General features: G+C 61.8%; 18 protein-coding genes and 1 pseudogene. 6 read left to right on the top strand and 13 right to left on the bottom strand.

Translation table 11 applies throughout. The features are described 5' to 3' along the window. Positions 1 to 2: 2 nt before the first annotated feature. The 4 genes from metX to SOP85_RS14235 all read right to left on the bottom strand — a co-directional run bounded on the left by metX (position 3) and on the right by SOP85_RS14235 (position 3,465). A complete protein-coding gene (gene metX / locus SOP85_RS14250) occupies positions 3 to 1,142 on the bottom strand; it encodes a homoserine O-succinyltransferase MetX (protein WP_323606620.1) in 1,140 nt (379 codons plus the stop codon). 183 nt (positions 1,143 to 1,325) lie between these two features. Continuing rightward, positions 1,326 to 1,913: a YggT family protein gene (locus SOP85_RS14245; RefSeq protein WP_323627286.1), complete on the bottom strand. Its 588-nt coding sequence runs from the start codon at positions 1,911 to 1,913 to the stop codon at positions 1,326 to 1,328. A 24-nt stretch (positions 1,914 to 1,937) separates the two neighbouring features. Further along, positions 1,938 to 2,756, bottom strand: coding sequence for a pyrroline-5-carboxylate reductase (gene proC / locus SOP85_RS14240; protein ID WP_323606619.1), 819 nt, complete (start codon positions 2,754 to 2,756; stop codon positions 1,938 to 1,940). Positions 2,757 to 2,778: 22 nt separating this feature from the next. Continuing rightward, complete coding sequence (locus tag SOP85_RS14235; protein WP_323627285.1) at positions 2,779 to 3,465, bottom strand: YggS family pyridoxal phosphate-dependent enzyme; 687 nt, start codon at positions 3,463 to 3,465, stop codon at positions 2,779 to 2,781. Between the two features lie 56 nt (positions 3,466 to 3,521). Between SOP85_RS14235 and SOP85_RS14230 the strand changes: the two genes are divergently transcribed. Continuing rightward, positions 3,522 to 4,556: a type IV pilus twitching motility protein PilT gene (locus SOP85_RS14230; RefSeq protein ID WP_323627283.1), complete on the top strand. Its 1,035-nt coding sequence runs from the start codon at positions 3,522 to 3,524 to the stop codon at positions 4,554 to 4,556. 132 nt (positions 4,557 to 4,688) lie between these two features. Here SOP85_RS14230 and SOP85_RS14225 read toward each other — a convergent pair whose 3' ends face one another. Next, entirely contained in the window at positions 4,689 to 5,306 is a 618-nt protein-coding gene (locus SOP85_RS14225) for a C40 family peptidase (protein ID WP_274075646.1), read from the bottom strand. Between the two features lie 249 nt (positions 5,307 to 5,555). Between SOP85_RS14225 and SOP85_RS14220 the strand changes: the two genes are divergently transcribed. After that, on the top strand, positions 5,556 to 5,987 hold the full coding sequence (locus SOP85_RS14220; protein ID WP_323627282.1) for a TM2 domain-containing protein: 432 nt from the start codon (positions 5,556 to 5,558) through the stop codon (positions 5,985 to 5,987). Positions 5,988 to 6,080: 93 nt separating this feature from the next. On the opposite strand, the gene SOP85_RS14215 is transcribed toward SOP85_RS14220, so the two are convergent. The 8 genes and pseudogenes from SOP85_RS14215 to SOP85_RS14180 form a co-directional block, all read right to left on the bottom strand. Next, on the bottom strand, positions 6,081 to 7,352 hold the full coding sequence (locus SOP85_RS14215; RefSeq protein WP_274075644.1) for a dihydroorotase: 1,272 nt from the start codon (positions 7,350 to 7,352) through the stop codon (positions 6,081 to 6,083). Then, the gene (locus tag SOP85_RS14210) at positions 7,349 to 8,353 is read right to left on the bottom strand and encodes an aspartate carbamoyltransferase catalytic subunit (RefSeq protein ID WP_046818333.1); all 1,005 of its coding nucleotides are present in this window, start codon (positions 8,351 to 8,353) and stop codon (positions 7,349 to 7,351) included. Before SOP85_RS14210 ends, SOP85_RS14215 begins: the two co-directional genes overlap by 4 nt. 27 nt (positions 8,354 to 8,380) lie before the next feature. Next, on the bottom strand, positions 8,381 to 8,884 hold the full coding sequence (gene pyrR / locus SOP85_RS14205) for a bifunctional pyr operon transcriptional regulator/uracil phosphoribosyltransferase PyrR (RefSeq protein ID WP_323627280.1): 504 nt from the start codon (positions 8,882 to 8,884) through the stop codon (positions 8,381 to 8,383). Between the two features lie 86 nt (positions 8,885 to 8,970). Next, on the bottom strand, positions 8,971 to 9,408 hold the full coding sequence (ruvX, locus tag SOP85_RS14200) for a Holliday junction resolvase RuvX (protein WP_323606615.1): 438 nt from the start codon (positions 9,406 to 9,408) through the stop codon (positions 8,971 to 8,973). Further along, positions 9,408 to 9,980, bottom strand: coding sequence for a YqgE/AlgH family protein (locus SOP85_RS14195; protein ID WP_274075642.1), 573 nt, complete (start codon positions 9,978 to 9,980; stop codon positions 9,408 to 9,410). Before SOP85_RS14195 ends, ruvX begins: the two co-directional genes overlap by 1 nt. Before the next feature lie 135 nt (positions 9,981 to 10,115). Further along, positions 10,116 to 11,015 carry an energy transducer TonB gene (locus SOP85_RS14190; protein WP_274075641.1) on the bottom strand — a complete coding sequence of 300 codons (900 nt, stop codon included), beginning with the start codon at positions 11,013 to 11,015 and terminating at the stop codon, positions 10,116 to 10,118. Between the two features lie 106 nt (positions 11,016 to 11,121). Then, positions 11,122 to 12,093, bottom strand: a complete 972-nt coding sequence (gene gshB / locus SOP85_RS14185; protein WP_274075640.1) for a glutathione synthase — start codon at positions 12,091 to 12,093, stop codon at positions 11,122 to 11,124. A gap of 37 nt (positions 12,094 to 12,130) precedes the next feature. Continuing rightward, positions 12,131 to 12,208 (bottom strand): annotated as a pseudogene (locus tag SOP85_RS14180) (outer membrane lipoprotein carrier protein LolA); the annotation flags it as partial. A gap of 232 nt (positions 12,209 to 12,440) precedes the next feature. Between SOP85_RS14180 and pilG the strand changes: the two are divergent. The 4 genes from pilG to SOP85_RS14160 all read left to right on the top strand — a co-directional run bounded on the left by pilG (position 12,441) and on the right by SOP85_RS14160 (position 16,026). Further along, a complete protein-coding gene (gene pilG, locus SOP85_RS14175) occupies positions 12,441 to 12,845 on the top strand; it encodes a twitching motility response regulator PilG (RefSeq protein WP_046818327.1) in 405 nt (134 codons plus the stop codon). Between the two features lie 57 nt (positions 12,846 to 12,902). Next, entirely contained in the window at positions 12,903 to 13,268 is a 366-nt protein-coding gene (pilH, locus tag SOP85_RS14170; RefSeq protein ID WP_085716385.1) for a twitching motility response regulator PilH, read from the top strand. A 9-nt stretch (positions 13,269 to 13,277) separates the two neighbouring features. Next, positions 13,278 to 13,811 (top strand): chemotaxis protein CheW, encoded by a 534-nt coding sequence (locus SOP85_RS14165; RefSeq protein ID WP_323606613.1) that lies wholly within the window; start codon positions 13,278 to 13,280, stop codon positions 13,809 to 13,811. 154 nt (positions 13,812 to 13,965) lie between these two features. Beyond that, complete coding sequence (locus SOP85_RS14160) at positions 13,966 to 16,026, top strand: methyl-accepting chemotaxis protein (RefSeq protein ID WP_408599227.1); 2,061 nt, start codon at positions 13,966 to 13,968, stop codon at positions 16,024 to 16,026. The last annotated feature ends 23 nt before the right edge of the window (positions 16,027 to 16,049 follow it).

Below are 16,049 nucleotides of genomic sequence, written 5' to 3'. Positions count from 1 at the left end.
TCTCACAACGTAATGCGGTTCATGTAATTGCCGAACGCCTGCAGGTAGCGCGGGATCGGAATCAGGAAGGCGTCGTGGCCCTGCGGCGCGTCGATTTCCAGGTAGCAGACGTCTTTGCGCGCGGCCATCAGCGCGTCCACCAGTTCCCGCGAGCGGGCAGGGGAGAAGCGCCAGTCGGTGGTGAACGACATCACGCAGAACTTGGCAGTGGCGCCGGCGAAGGTTTTCGCCAGGTCATCGTCGAAGTTGGCCGCCGGGTCGAAGTAGTCCAGGGCCTTGGTCATCAGCAGGTAAGTGTTGGCATCGAAACGCCCGGAGAACTCTTCACCCTGGTAACGCAGGTAGCTTTCGACCTGGAACTCGACGCTGTGGAAGTCGTAGTTGAGCTTCTCGCTTTTCAGGCCGCGACCGAATTTCTCGCCCATGGAGTCGTCGGACAGGTAGGTGATGTGCCCGACCATGCGCGCCAGCATCAGCCCGCGCTTGGGGATCACGCTGTGTTCCTGGAACGAACCGCCGTGGAATTCCGGGTCGGTGAGGATCGCCTGGCGCGCCACTTCGTTGAAGGCGATGTTCTGCGCCGACAGCTTGGGTGCCGAAGCGATGGCCACGCAATGGCGGATGCGCTCGGGGTAAGTGATGCTCCATTGCATCGCCTGCATGCCGCCGAGGCTGCCGCCGATCACCGCGGCAAATTGGGCAATGCCGAGGCGATCGGCCAGGCGCGCCTGGCTGTGCACCCAGTCTTCCACGGTCAATACCGGGAAGTCCGCGCCGAACGGCTTGCCGGTCTCCGGGTTGATGCTGCTCGGGCCGGTAGAGCCATTGCAGCCGCCAAGGTTGTTCAGGCTGACCACGAAGAACTTGCTGGTGTCGATGGGCTTGCCGGGTCCGATGCAGCTGTCCCACCAACCGGGTTTACGGTCGTCGGGGCTGTGATAGCCCGCCGCATGGTGGTGGCCGGACAAGGCGTGGCAGATCAGCACGGCATTGCTCGCCGTGGCGTTCAGGGTGCCGTAGGTTTCGTAAACCAGGTCATAGGCCGGGAGCGAGCGGCCGCAGGCCAACGCCAGGGCTTCGCTGAAGTGCGCCACTTGCGGCGTCACCAGACCAACAGAATCGGGGGGAAAGGCAGCTGGCATCGACCCTGCTCTCGTTGAAATGAGGCGTAAGTCTAAAGACCGGTGGGGTTAGCGGCAAGCAAAGGCCGGGCCTGATTTATTTCAATTGGACCGAGGTGCGCCATTCGCGAGCAAGCCCGCTCCCACAGGGGAACGCATTCCAATGTGGGAGCGGGCTTGCTCGCGAAGAACGATAACGCGGTATTAGATCAGGCCAAACAATTCCTTCGGCATCAGCGCGTAGTACGCCAGGCGCGGAATCAGCCAGCTCTGCAGCAATTGCAGCGTGATGAAGGCGAAGATCGGCGAGATGTCGAGACCGCCCAGGTTCGGGATGATCCGGCGGAACGGAGCCAGTACCGGCTCGGTGATCTGCTGGACCAGTTCGGCGCCCGGGTTGTGGCTGCCCGGAGCGACCCAGGACAGGATCACGCTGATGATCATCGCCCAGAACAGGATCTTCAAGAACAGCGCGAAGATGCCGATCAGCGCCCAGGGTGCCAGGAACAGCACGTCGACCGAGTAGCCACTGAGCAGCAGGATGACCGCGAACAGCGCCATTTGCACGATCAGGGCCAGCACCAGCGAGGACATGTCCAGACCGAACATGCTCGGGATCACCCGGCGCAGTGGCTTGAGCAGCGGTTGAGTAGCTTTTACGGCGAATTGGCAGAGCGGGTTGTAGAAGTTCGCCCGCACCAGTTGCAGGATGAAACGCAGCAACACGATCAAGAGATACAGGCTGCCCAGGGTCTGGATCACAAAAATGGCAGCGTCATTGAGTCCGAGCATTGTTGATTCCTTATTAAGTGCTGATTAGCGACCGAGTTGCTCAGCCATCTCGGCCGAGCGGTGCGCGGCGGCGCCCAGGGCTTTTTCCACCAGTGCTTCGAAGCCGTTGGCCTGGAACGATTTGATCGCGGCTTCCGTGGTGCCCGCAGGCGAAGTCACGCGGCGACGCAGCTCGGCGGCGTCGACGTCGCTGGACACTGCCATGTGGGCGGCGCCCAGGGCGGTCTGCAGCGTCAGTTGAGCGGCGATGTCTGCCGGCAGGCCGAGTTTGACGCCAGCGGCGGTCATGGCTTCGATCAGCAGGAAGAAGTACGCAGGGCCCGAGCCCGACACGGCAGTGACCGCATCCAGCTGCTGTTCCTCGTCCAGCCACAGGGCAACGCCAACGGCCGACAGCAGTTCCTGGGCTTGCTGGCGCTGCTCGGCGCTCACCTGGGCGGTGGCGAACAGACCGCTCACGCCCTGACGCAACAGCGCCGGGGTGTTGGGCATGCAGCGCACGATCGGCTGGGCGCCGAGCCAGTTGTTCATGCTGGCGCAGGTGATGCCGGCGGCGATCGACACTACCAGTTGCTCGGGTTTCAGGCTTGGGCGAATGGCTTCGCATACAGCCTTCATCGCCTGGGGCTTCACCGCGAGCACGATCACGTCCGCGCCCTGGATGGCGTCGGCGTTGTCGGCGAACACTTCGATGCCGTGTTCGGCGCTCACGCGGGCACGGGTTTCTTCGCCCGGATCGCTGGCGCGGATCTGCGCCGCTTCCAGACCTTTGGCCCGCAGGCCGCCGATCAGGCTGGCGGCCATGTTGCCGGCACCGATAAAGGCAATACGTGTCTTGCTCATGTCAGGTCCTTATAAAATGGGGTCAAGGTTGACCGTAATCTCTGGCGCCAAACAGGGCCGTACCGATACGGACCCAGGTGGCACCCTGGGCAATGGCCGACTCGAGGTCGTGGCTCATGCCCATGGAAAGTGTGTCGAGTGGCAAATTCAGGCTGGCCTGCAGGTTTTGCACGGCAGCGAAAGCGGCATCCTGGGCGGCGCGATCTTCGGTCGGCTCGGGAATCGCCATCAGCCCGCGCAACTTCAGGCGCGGCAAGGCGCTGATGGCGTTGGCCAGGGCCGGCAGGTCCGCCGGGGTGCAGCCGGATTTGCTGGCTTCACCACTGACGTTGACCTGGATGCAGATGTTCAAGGGGGGCAGATCGGCAGGACGTTGTTCGGACAGGCGTTGTGCAATTTTCAGGCGATCCACGGAATGCACCCAGGCGAAGTGCTCGGCGATTGCACGAGTCTTGTTCGATTGAATGGGGCCGATGAAGTGCCAGATCAAGGGCAGGTCGGTCAATTCAAGCTGCTTGCTCAGGGCTTCCTGCAGGTAGTTTTCACCAAAGTCGCGCAGGCCCGCGGCATGGGCTTCACGCAGCGCCTGGGCGGGTTTGGTCTTGCTCACGGCCAGCAACTGCACGCTGTTTTCATCGCGGTGGGCAGCGAGGGCGGCGGCACGAATGCGTGAACCAACCTGTTCAATGTTGTCTGCTATCGTGGACATTCAAGAGGCGCCAGCGGTCTGAGGTTGGCGGCATTCTACTGGAATTGAGGGGCGCTATGGATATCACTGAGTTGCTGGCGTTCAGCGCCAAACAAGGCGCGTCCGACCTGCATTTGTCGGCCGGCCTGCCGCCGATGATCCGCGTCGATGGCGACGTGCGGCGCATCAACTTGCCGGCCCTGGAGCACAAGGAGGTGCAGGCGCTGATCTACGACATCATGAACGATACCCAGCGGGTGGCGTTCGAACAGCATCTGGAAACCGACTTTTCCTTTGAGGTGCCCGGCATCGCGCGCTTCCGGGTCAATGCCTTCAATCAGAGCCGAGGCGCTGGTGCGGTGTTTCGTACGATCCCGTCCAAGGTCCGGAGCATGGAAGAGCTGGGCATGGGCGAAGTGTTTCACAAGATGACCGATGCACCCCGCGGGCTGGTGCTGGTGACAGGCCCGACGGGGTCCGGCAAGTCCACCACTCTGGCAGCGATGATCGATTACCTGAACAGCCATCGCCATCACCACATCCTGACGATTGAAGACCCTATCGAGTTCGTTCACGAATCGCGCAAATGCCTGATCAATCAGCGCGAAGTCCACCGCGATACCCACAGTTTCGCCACAGCCTTGCGTTCGGCCCTTCGCGAAGACCCGGACGTGATCCTGGTGGGGGAGCTGCGGGACCTGGAGACTATCCGCCTGGCGTTGACCGCTGCCGAGACGGGTCACCTGGTGTTCGGCACGCTGCACACGACCTCGGCGGCGAAAACCATCGACCGGATCATCGACGTGTTTCCGGGGGACGAGAAGGCGATGGTGCGTTCAATGCTGTCCGAATCGTTGCTGGCGGTAGTGTCCCAGACCCTGGTCAAGAAGATCGGGGGTGGTCGGGTGGCGGCTCACGAGATCATGCTGGGAACGTCGGCGATTCGTAACCTGATCCGTGAAGACAAGGTGGCGCAGATGTATTCGTCGATTCAGTCGGGCGGGTCGCTGGGGATGCAGACGCTGGATATGAGTTTGAAGGATCTGGTGACCAGGGGTTTGGTCAGTCGCGATCAGGCGCGGGAGAAGGCGCGGTCGCCGGATAATTTTTGAGGCGACGGCGTGGCGCTTTCAAAGACGCCTTCGCGAGCAAGCCCGCTCCCACAGGGGAAATGCATTCCAATGTGGGAGCGGGCTTGCTCGCGAAGAGGCCATTACATCCGAAGTGGATTTCAGCCGCTGTAATCAGCGCTGCACAACCCGCATCGCATTCTGTTCTTTCGGCAGAACCCGCTTGGCCACTACGTAGTGCTTTTCCCAATACGGTTTCTTCAAGGTGTCGATGCTCACCGACTTGCCACGGCGTGGTGCGTGGATGAAGCGGTCGTTGCCCAGGTAGATGGCAACGTGATTGACTCGACGGCTCTTGATGTTGAAGAAAATCAGGTCGCCCGGTTTCAAATCGTTGCGATCGACTTTCTCGCCGTGACCGCTGGCCATGGCATTGGAGGTCCGTGGCAGGTCAAACGTGGCGTCGTTGAACGCATATTTGACCAGGCCGCTGCAGTCGAAGCCTTTGCTCGGGCTGCTGCCACCCCAGCGGTACGGTGTACCGAGGACGTTGACGGCGCGGCTCAGCACGTTGCTGCTTTCCTTGGTCCCCATTGGCGGCACCAGGCTGCTTTTGCTGACCAGCTGCGGAGCTGATTTGACCGATTTCTTGCTTTTGCTCGAAGGAGCAGCGGCATGGGATTTCTGGGTGTAACCATTAACGTTCGGAAGACGTTGCTCACGATTGGTGGCGTGGGCGGCCAGTGGCAATAATAGGCAAATGGTTAGCCATGTCTTGAAAAATGGACGCATTAGGCAGGGCTCGTATGTGTTGGCGCGCAACTTTATAACAGCTTTTTTGTGCCTTCCGGGGCCGTTGGTCGATTAACCTTGGGGTCAACGGAACCAAATAAGCGGCGAATGGACGCAATTGTCGGACAGAAGCCAAGTGCTATAAGGGTTTGGCGAGAGAGACGCTAACATGTGCCATACGTCGGCTGCTCGTAAAAAAGTCACAAAGATTTAAAGAATATTTATCTATCGTGTGAATCGAGGTCATCCATGAACACCTATCAAGCGCCCGTCCCGCACCAGGATACCCACAGTAAAGTGATCGGTTACCTGCTGTGGATTTTTGGCTTTACCGGGGCTCATCGCTTTTATTACGGCAAGCCGGTAACCGGGACGATCTGGTTTTTCACCTTCGGTTTGCTGGGGATCGGCTGGTTGATCGACCTGTTCCTGATTCCGGCCATGGACCGTGAAGCGGACCTGCGGTTTACCGCCGGGCCGATCGAATACAACGTGGCGTGGATCCTGCTGACGTTTCTGGGGGTTTTCGGGGTGCACCGGATGTATCAGGGGAAGTGGATCAGCGGGTTGCTGTACCTGGTGACGGGTGGGTTGTTCTTTCTGGGGGTGCTGTATGACTTCTGGACACTGAATGACCAGGTTTCCGTGCGTAACGCCCAGAATCGCGGCGCCTTCCAGTAAGTCTTCGCGAGCAAGCCCGCTCCCACATTGGATTTGTGAACGACACAGATCCAATGTGGGAGCGGGCTTGCTCGCGAATGCAGCGACGCGGTCTTAGGCCTGGTGGCTGATCCGCCCATCCACCAGGGTATAACGCACCACACCCGGCAAACTGTGCCCAATGAACGGGCAATTCTCGCCCTTGGACAGCCAGGTCTCACCGGCCACGGTCGAGGCCGCGGGGTCGAACAGCACGATATCCGCCGCGCCACCCACCGCCAGCTTGCCCGCCGGCAGGCGCAGGGCCTCGGCAGGGCCGGTGCTGAGGCGCGCCAGCAGCGTCGGCAGGTCCAGCAAGCCGTCTTCCACCAGAGTCATTGCCAGCGGCAGCAGCAGTTCAACGCTGCTGATGCCTGGCTCGGTGGCCCCGAACGGCGCCAGCTTGGCGTCTCGTTCGTGAGGTTGGTGATGGCTGGAAATGGCCGAGACCACGCCTGATTTCACGGCGGCACGCAGGCCATCGCGGTCGGCGCGGGTGCGCAGAGGTGGCTGCACGTGATAGAGGCTGCTGAAATCGATCAGCGCTTCGTCGGTCAAGATCAACTGGTACAGGGCGACATCCGCCGTGACCTTCAGGCCGCGCTGCTGGGCCTGGGCGATCAGGGCGACACCACGGGCGCTGGTGAGCTGGCTGAAGTGCGCACGCACGCCGGTCTGTTCGACCAGCAGCAGATCCCTGGCCAGGGCCACGGTTTCGGCGGTTTCCGGAATGCCCGGCAGGCCGAGGAAGCTCGCGGTCGGGCCTTCATGGGCCAGGCCGCCCTCCGCCAGGTCGTGGTCCTGGGAGTTGAAGATCACCGTGAGGTCGAAGGTGGCCGCGTAATCCAGCGCCCGACACAGGGTGCGGGTGTTGCGGAAGCTCTCCAGGCCGTTGCCGAAGGCCACGCAGCCGGCATCGCGCAAGGCAACCAGTTCGGCCAGTTGTTCGCCGTCCAGGCCTTTGCTCAGTGCGCCGATCGGGAAGACTTTGGTGTTGCCGGCCTCGCGGGCGCGGTCGAGGATCAGTTCGGCGACGGCCGAGGTGTCCAGCACCGGTTTGGTTTTCGGCGGGCAGCACAGGCTGGTGACGCCGCCAGCCGCCGCCGCACGGGTTTCGCTGGTGATCGAGCCTTTACGGCTGTAACCCGGCTCGCGCAGGGCGACGTTGAGGTCGACCAGGCCAGGGGCCGCCACCAGGCCCTTGGCGTCGATGGTGTCTACTGCAACGAAACCCGCTGGAGCGGCGCCGAGGCCGACGATCTTGCAGGCTTCAATGTGGATATCAGTCACTTGATCCAGGCCGCTGGCCGGATCGATAACGCGTGCGCCAAGAATGCTGAGCTTCACTGGGCGTTCTCCTGCTCGAATTGGCGCTGCGCAGTCTGTCCGCTCATGGCCATGGACAGCACCGCCATACGAATCGCGATGCCGTAGGTCACCTGGTTGAGGATCACCGAGTGCGGGCCGTCGGCCACCGCCGACTCGATTTCCACGCCACGGTTGATCGGCCCCGGGTGCATGACGATGGCATCGGGCTTGGCGCCGGCCAGGCGCGCGGTGGTCAGGCCGAACAGGCGGTAGAACTCGCCTTCGCTCGGCAGCAGGCCGCCGGTCATGCGTTCACGCTGCAGGCGCAGCATGATCACCACGTCGACGTCTTTCAGGCCTTCGGTCATGTCGGTGTAGACCTTCACGCCGTATTGCTCGATGCCGATCGGCAGCAGGGTCTTCGGCGCGATCACGCGGATGTCCGGGCAGCCCAGGGTTTTCAGGGCCAGCATGTTCGAGCGCGCGACCCGCGAGTGCAGGATGTCGCCGACGATGGCCACCGACAGGTTTTCGAAACCGCCCTTGTGCCGGCGGATGGTGAGCATGTCGAGCATGCCCTGGGTCGGGTGCGCGTGACGGCCGTCGCCGCCATTGATGATCGCCACTTGCGGGCAAACATGCTCGGCGATGAAGTGGGCGGCGCCGGAATCACCGTGGCGCACGACGAACATGTCGGCGGCCATGGCTTCCAGGTTGCGCAGGGTGTCGAGCAGGGTTTCCCCCTTGCTCGCCGACGATGTCGACACGTTCAGGGTGATCACGTCCGCCGACAGGCGCTGGGCCGCCAGTTCGAAGGTGGTGCGGGTGCGGGTGGAGTTCTCGAAGAATACGTTGCACACGGTCTTGCCGCGCAGCAACGGGACTTTCTTCACCGCCCGGGCGCCGACTTCCAGGAACGAGTCGGCGGTGTCGAGGATTTCCGTCAGCAGCTCGCGGCGCAAGCCGTCGAGCGAGAGGAAGTGGCGCAGCTGGCCCTGATCATTGAGCTGCAGCGGGCGCTTGGTATCTAAAGGCGTCATCGCGAGGGGGACTCTCAATAGGGCGAATTAAAGGGCGAGGTCTTGCAGTTCGAGCTCGAGCTCCGGGCCCGAAAGTTTTACCCGCTCGTGGGCTGCCAGGGACAGGGTCGCGCCCAGTACGTTCGGGCGGATCGGCAGTTCACCGGCATTCAGGTCCAGCAGGCACACCAGCGTCACGCTGGCCGGGCGACCGTAGTCGAACAGTTCGTTCAGGGCGGCGCGGATGGTCCGGCCGCTCATCAGCACGTCGTCGATCAGCACCAGGTGCTGGCCTTCGATCTCGAACGGCAGGGCCGACGGGCGCACTTGCGGGTGCAGGCCGTTCTGGCTGAAGTCGTCGCGGTAGAAGGAAACGTCGAGTGTGCCAAGAGGTTCAGCGCTGCCCAGCTCCTTGAGCAGGGCCTGGGCAACCCACACGCCACCGGTACGAATGCCGATGTAGCGCGGTTCGCTGATGCCACGGTGTTCCAGGTGTGCCTTGAGATCAGTCGCCATCTGGCTGATCAGTTCGGCGGGATTGGGCAGGCTCATGGTTGCTCCTTCTTGGGCCCGAGCCGGGTCATTGCCGGAGGTGGCTCGGGGTGTAGCTAAAAGAGACGGGTGACGGCTCTTCAGGATTAGGATTGGAACAATGCGCCATTCTCGTCGAGCCAGCCTTGCAGCAGCAGGGCGGCGGCGATGGCGTCGACCGGGTTGTCACGGTAACTGCCTTTCTGTCCGCCCCGGGCCAGGCGTTCGCCCTTGGCCTCGAAGGTGGTCAGGCGTTCATCGTGGGTGTAGAAGGGCAGGTTGAAGCGACCGTTCAGGCGCCGGGCGAATTTTTCCGCGCGGGCGCACATGTCGCTGGGCGTGCCGTCCATGTTCAGCGGCAGGCCGACCACCACGGCGTCGGGTTTCCACTCCTTGATCAGCGCTTCGACCTGATCCCAGTCGGGAATGCCGTTTTGCGCCTTCAAAGTGCACAGCTCGCGGGCCTGGCCGGTAATCACCTGGCCAACCGCAACGCCGATCTGTTTGGTGCCGTAGTCGAACCCCAGAATCAACCGCAGGGCCATCAGGCGTGCCCCGCCTGGCTGGTCAGCAGGCTGAGGTTGACGCCCAGGTGTTTGGCCGCCGCTTCCAGGCGCTGTTCGCTGCTGGTGTTGAACAGGATGTCGGCATCGTACGGGCAGGTCAGCCAGGCGTTCTGCGCCAGTTCGGCCTCCAGTTGCCCGGCTTCCCAGCCGGCATAACCCAGGGTGATCACGCTTTTCGCCGGGCCAACGCCATCGGCGATGGCGAACAGAACGTCCTGGGAGGTCGACAGCGACAGTTCACCTTCCAGATCAACGGTCGCTTGAAAACCCTGGCCCGTGGGGTGCAGGACAAAACCGCGGTCGGTCTGCACCGGCCCGCCGATGAAGATCGGCACGTGCTGGCACAGCGCTGGCGGCTCGATGTCCGGGCGCAATTGCTCGAGGATATCGGCCAGGTTCAGGTCCTGCGGACGGTTGACCACCAGCCCCATGGCACCATTGGCCGTGTGCTCGACGATGTAGGTCAAGGTGTGCGCAAAGTTCGGGTCGACCATGTGCGGCATGGCGATCAGGAAGTGATGCTTGAGGTAGCTGGGGCTGACGTTTTTCATGAGCGCTAGTGTGGCGTTGGAGGGGCGAACTGACAAGCCGAAGCACGTCAAAAGATCGCAGCCTGCGGCAGCTCCTACAGGGAAATGCATTCCAAATGTAGGAGCTGCCGCAGGCTGCGATCTTTTGATCTTCGATCAATTACTGGAAAGGCGATCGCCGCGGGCGAACTTCCAGGTGCGGATGATTTCCAGGCGGTCGATATCCGACAGGTCCCCGGTAAACGGCGCAAACGGCGCCGCCAGCCGCACGATGCGCTGGGCCGCCTGATCCAGCAGCGGTTGCCCGGACGATTCCAGCACCAGCACCTCATACAGCGAGCCATCGCGGTTGATCGAGACCATCAGGCGCAGGTTGCCGTAGATCTGCTTGCGCCGGGCTTCGTCGGGATAATTGAGGTTGCCGATGCGCTCGACCTTCTTGCGCCATTCGTCCTTATACCAGGCGCCCTTGTCGCGCATGGTCGACGCGGCGCTCAGGCGGTGAATGCGCGGGCGCTTGGCGTACAACTGCTGTTCCTGGGCCAGCTCGGCTTCGAGGCTGGCGATGTCGCTGGACAGCTGTTCACTGTCGAACGTCGGTGCGGCCACCGCAGGTTTGGTGACGGGTTTGGGTTCTTCGGTTTTCGCGGCAGCTTTTTTCGGCTTCGGCGCGACGGTGGTCACGGCAGCCTTGGGCGCGGCTTCCTGGACTTCAGGCTTGGCGGCGGGTGGCGGTGTGACTTTCTGTACCTTGTTGTCCTGGAACGGCGCGATCTCGGTGGTCTTGGGGATCGCCTTCTTGTCCAGGGTGCCGCTGCCTTGCTGGTTTTCCTGGGCGAGGAAATCGGCCTTGTCCGGCTTCTTTTCGCTCTTGAAGGTGGCGAGGGTGATTTCCAGGGTTTTGCTGATCTGCTTGGGCTCGACCATGGTGAAGCCGACACCCAGCAGCAATGCCAGGTGGATCAGCGCCGCCAGGAACAGGGTAAAACCGAGGCGATCGGCCGGGCGCACGCCGTAACGGGCGAGTTCGGGAGGCAGATCGGACGGGAGGGTCATGACAAGGAAACCAACATCGCGTTTTCAAGGGCTCGGCATGATAACGCAATGTTGGTTTTTAGCTTCATGCTTCAAGCATCGAGCGACAAGCTGTACGTCACGCGCTTCAAACTTGCGGCTTGTGGCTTGCAGCTTGCAGCTTCTTCTCAATGACCTCCATCAGCATGCCGCCAATATCGGTGCCGAAGGCATTGTCGATTTCGCGGATGCACGTCGGGCTGGTGACGTTGATTTCGGTCAGGTGCTCGCCAATCACATCGAGGCCAACGAACAACAGGCCTTTCTCGCGCAGGGTCGGGCCGACTTGCGCCGCGATCCAGCGATCCTTCTCGGTCAATGGACGGGCTTCGCCGCGGCCACCGGCAGCGAGGTTGCCACGGGTCTCACCGGCAGCGGGGATGCGCGCCAGGCAGTAGTCCACCGGTTCGCCGTCGATCATCAGGATGCGTTTGTCGCCATCGACGATGGCCGGCAGGTAGCCCTGGATCATGATTTGCTGCTGGCCGTGCAGGGTCAGGGTTTCGAGGATCACCGAGAGGTTCGGGTGGCCGGCGGTGTGACGGAAGATCGAGGACCCGCCCATGCCGTCCAGCGGCTTGAGGATCACATCGCCATGATGGTCGGCGAATTCGCGCAGTACGTCCGGGCGACGGCTGACGATGGTCGGCGGCGTGCACTGCGGGAACAGCGTGGCGAACAGCTTTTCGTTACAGTCGCGCAGGCTCTGCGGCTTGTTGACCACCAGCACACCAGCGCTTTCGGCCTGTTCCAGCAGATAGGTGGAATAGACGAATTCCATGTCGAAGGGCGGATCCTTGCGCATCAGGATCACGTCCAGGTCGCTCAGCAGGGCGTCCTGCTCGGCTTCCAGCTCGAACCATTTTTCCGGGTTGGCGAACACTTTCAACGGACGCATCCGCGCCCGCGCCTGACCTTCGGCCTGGTACAGGTCGCGCTGCTCCATGTAGAACAGTTCCCAGCCGCGTTTCTGTGCGGCCAGCAGCATGGCCAGCGAGCTATCCTTTTTATAGGAGATGCTGGCGATAGGATCCATGACAATCCCGACACGAACGCTCATGGGTGTTTCCTCAAGATGTGGGGCTGATGTCGATCTCTGTAGGAGCGAGCTTGCTCGCGAAAAACCTGAGAGCGCCTCGGGGTGTCAGGCGGTCAGCATTATCGTTGACGACCATCGCGAGCGAGCTCGCTCCTACAGAGGATCAGCGTATAAAAGTGGCGTCAGAGTGGCGCTGAGTGTGTTCCCGGTCAAGGAAAAACCACTGCCAGGGCCGGCCGATAGATTGGATTTGGAGACTGTGCTAAAAAGGCTGCCATGTCGTGCCGGGCCTTGAACATCAAGGGTTTCGAGGGCTCGACGGCCCGCAGAGGGACAAATAGATTCGTAAAGGCGACGGTGGAGCCACTATGGAACAGCAACCCAGCGCCTTGAAGGTCATGGTGATCGACGATTCGAAGACGATTCGCCGCACCGCCGAAACACTGCTCAAGAACGTGGGTTGTGAGGTCATCACGGCCATCGACGGGTTCGATGCCCTGGCCAAGATCGCCGATCACCACCCCGGGATCATCTTCGTCGACATCATGATGCCGCGCCTGGATGGCTATCAGACCTGCGCTTTAATCAAGAACAACAGTGCCTTCAAGTCCACGCCAGTGATTATGCTGTCGTCCAAGGACGGGCTGTTCGACAAGGCCAAGGGGCGCATCGTCGGCTCCGACCAGTTCCTGACCAAACCTTTCAGCAAGGAAGAACTGCTGAACGCGATCCAGGCCCATGTCCCGGGCTTTGCCGCTGTTTTGCCGCAGTAAGACACCTACAGAGACGCTCGGCCATTGGGCCCTGCGCCGACAAGAATGGGGAAGACCATGGCACGTATCCTGATCGTCGATGATTCGCCGACTGAAATGTACAAACTGACCGGCATGCTGGAAAAGCACGGTCATGAAGTATTGAAAGCCGAAAACGGCGCAGACGGCGTGGCCCTGGCCCGCCAGGAAAAACCCGACGCGGTGCTGATGGACATCGTCATGCCCGGCCTCAACGGTTTCCAGGCGACCCGCCAGTTGACCAAAGACCCGGACACCGGGCACATCCCGGTGATCATCATCACCACCAAGGATCAGGAAACCGACAAGGTCTGGGGCACGCGCCAGGGCGCCAGGGACTACCTGACCAAGCCGGTCGACGAAGACACCCTGATCAAGACCCTGAACAACGTGCTGGCCGGTTGATCCTGCGCCATGAACGAATCATTGACCGCCTTCGAGCTGCTGCTGCAGATCGACCGGCGCTGTCGCTTGCTGGCGGCGGACCTGCCGTCCCAGCCGACCCGGCAGGACAGCTGGAGCGGCATCGGTTTTCGCCTGGGCGAACGCTGGTACGTCGCGCCCATGGGCGAAGTCGGTGAAGTGTTGCACGAGCCGCGGTTTACCCTGGTGCCGGGGGTCAAGCCGTGGGTGAAGGGCGTGGCCAATCTGCGCGGGCGCCTGTTGCCGATCATGGACCTGGCAGGTTTCTTCGGCCACGAGGTTTCGGCGGCGCGCAAGCAGCGGCGCGTGTTGGTGGTGGAACATGACGAAGTGTTTGCCGGGTTGTTGGTCGATGAGGTCTTTGGCTTGCAGCACTTTGCCCGGGACAGCCTGGAGCCGGCAGACACGTTGAACAGCCCGATTTCACCGTTCATCACGGGCCGGTTTCAGCGTGAACAGACCTGGCAAGTGTTCAGCCTGTTTGCACTGGCACGGTCGCAGGGATTCATGAACGTAGCCGTTTAACAGGAACGACACCGATCTAATGTGGGAGCGGGCTTGCTCGCGAAGGCATCATACCAGTCGAATTTAATCCTGGATGACACACCGCTTTCGCGAGCAAGCCCGCGCCCACAGGGGATTCTGGTAGGCCCAGAAGTGGGTTAACAGGCGAAGACCGATGACAAAAGCAAAAGCAGGCAAGCCAATGGAAGGGTCGCGCAGTCGATCGCAGATCATCGCGCTGTTCATCGCCCTGATCATCTTCATCATGTTGTTGTTCGCCAACTTCGCGTACCTCAACACCCAGGCTACTTACGACAAACAGTACATCGGCCACGCCGGTGAGCTGCGCGTGCTGTCCCAACGGATTGCCAAGAATGCCGCCGAAGCCGCTGCCGGCAAGGCTGCGGCGTTCAAGTTGCTCAGCGATGCGCGCAACGATTTTGCCCGGCGCTGGAGTTATCTGAAGAAAGGCGACCCCGCTACCGGCCTGCCACCGGCACCGGCCAGCGTGCGCCCGGAAATGCGCGCCGTGCAGCTGGACTGGGAACGCCTGCTGAAAAACACCGACGCCATCCTGTCCAGCGAGCAGACGGTGTTGTCGCTGCATCAGGTCGCCGCGACCCTGGCCGAAACCGTGCCGCAGTTGCAGGTCGAATACGAAAAAGTCGTCGAAACCCTGCTGCAGCGCGGCGCCCCGGCTGCCCAGGTGGCGATGGCCCAGCGTCAATCCCTGTTGGCCGAACGTATTTTAGGCGCGGTCAATACCGTCTTGTCCGGCGACGAAAACTCACAGCAGGCCGCCGATGCGTTCGGCCGTGACGCGGCGCGTTTCGGCCAGGTGCTCAACGGCATGCTCCAGGGCAACGCAGCGCTGCGGGTCAGCCAGGTCGAGGACCGAGACGCGCGTGCGCGGCTGATCGAGATTTCCGAGCTGTTCGAATTCGTTTCCGGCTCCGTGGACGAAATCCTCGAAACCTCACCGGAGCTGTTCAAGGTCCGTGAATCGGCGACCAATATCTTCAGTCTCTCGCAAACCCTGCTCGATGAAGCGTCCCACCTGGCCAGCGGTTTCGAAAACCTCGCCGGGGGACGTGACACCGACACCATCGGCGGTTATGTCCTGGGCCTGGCGGCGTTGATGTCGATCATCCTCATCGGCCTGGTGATGGTGCGTGAAACCAATCGCCAGCTGCGCGAAACCGCCGAGAAGAACGAACGCAACCAGAACGCGATCCTGCGTCTGCTCGACGAAATCGAAGACCTGGCCGATGGCGACCTGACCGTGACCGCCACGGTCACCGAGGACTTCACCGGGACCATTGCCGACTCGATCAACTACTCCGTGGATCAATTGCGCGATCTGGTGGCCACGATCAACCTCACAGCCGGGCAGGTCGCCGCCGCCGTGCAGGAAACCCAGGCTACCGCGATGCACCTGGCACAGGCCTCGGAACACCAGGCCCAACAGATTTCCGAAGCCTCCACCGCGATCAACGACATGGCCGAGTCCATCGACCAGGTGTCGGCCAACGCCGCCGAGTCCTCGGCGGTGGCCGAACGTTCGGTGGAAATCGCCAACAAGGGCAACGAGGTGGTGCACAACACCATCCACGGCATGGACAACATCCGCGAACAGATCCAGGACACCGCCAAGCGAATCAAGCGCCTTGGCGAGTCATCCCAGGAAATTGGCGATATTGTCAGCCTGATCGATGACATTGCCGACCAGACCAACATCCTCGCTCTCAACGCGGCGATCCAGGCGTCCATGGCCGGTGATGCCGGACGTGGTTTTGCGGTGGTCGCCGACGAGGTGCAGCGCCTGGCGGAACGTTCGTCCGCCGCAACACGGCAGATCGAGACCCTGGTGCGGGCGATCCAGGCCGACACCAACGAAGCGGTCATCTCCATGGAGCAGACCACCACCGAAGTGGTGCGCGGCGCGCGTCTGGCGCAGGATGCCGGTGTGGCCCTGGAAGAAATCGAAGGGGTGTCCAAGACCCTGGCGGCGCTGATCCAGAGCATTTCCAACGCCGCGCAACAACAGACGTCGTCGGCCGGTCAGATTTCCCTGACTATGAACGTGATCCAGCAGATCACCACGCAGACCTCGTCCGGCTCTACCGCCACCGCCGAGAGCATTGGCAACCTGGCAAAAATGGCCAGCCAGTTGCGGCGTTCGGTGTCCGGGTTCACCTTGCCGGCCACCAAGGCGCAGGTAACGGACAAAGCTTGAACCGCCCCCGGGCATGGCTATCT

The sequence above is a fragment of the Pseudomonas sp. YuFO20 genome (assembly GCF_035064975.1).
Classification (GTDB): Bacteria; Pseudomonadota; Gammaproteobacteria; order Pseudomonadales; family Pseudomonadaceae; genus Aquipseudomonas; species Aquipseudomonas putida_AE.
Note: the sequence above shows the minus strand (reverse complement) of the source record. Positions and strands in the feature narration are given on the sequence as shown.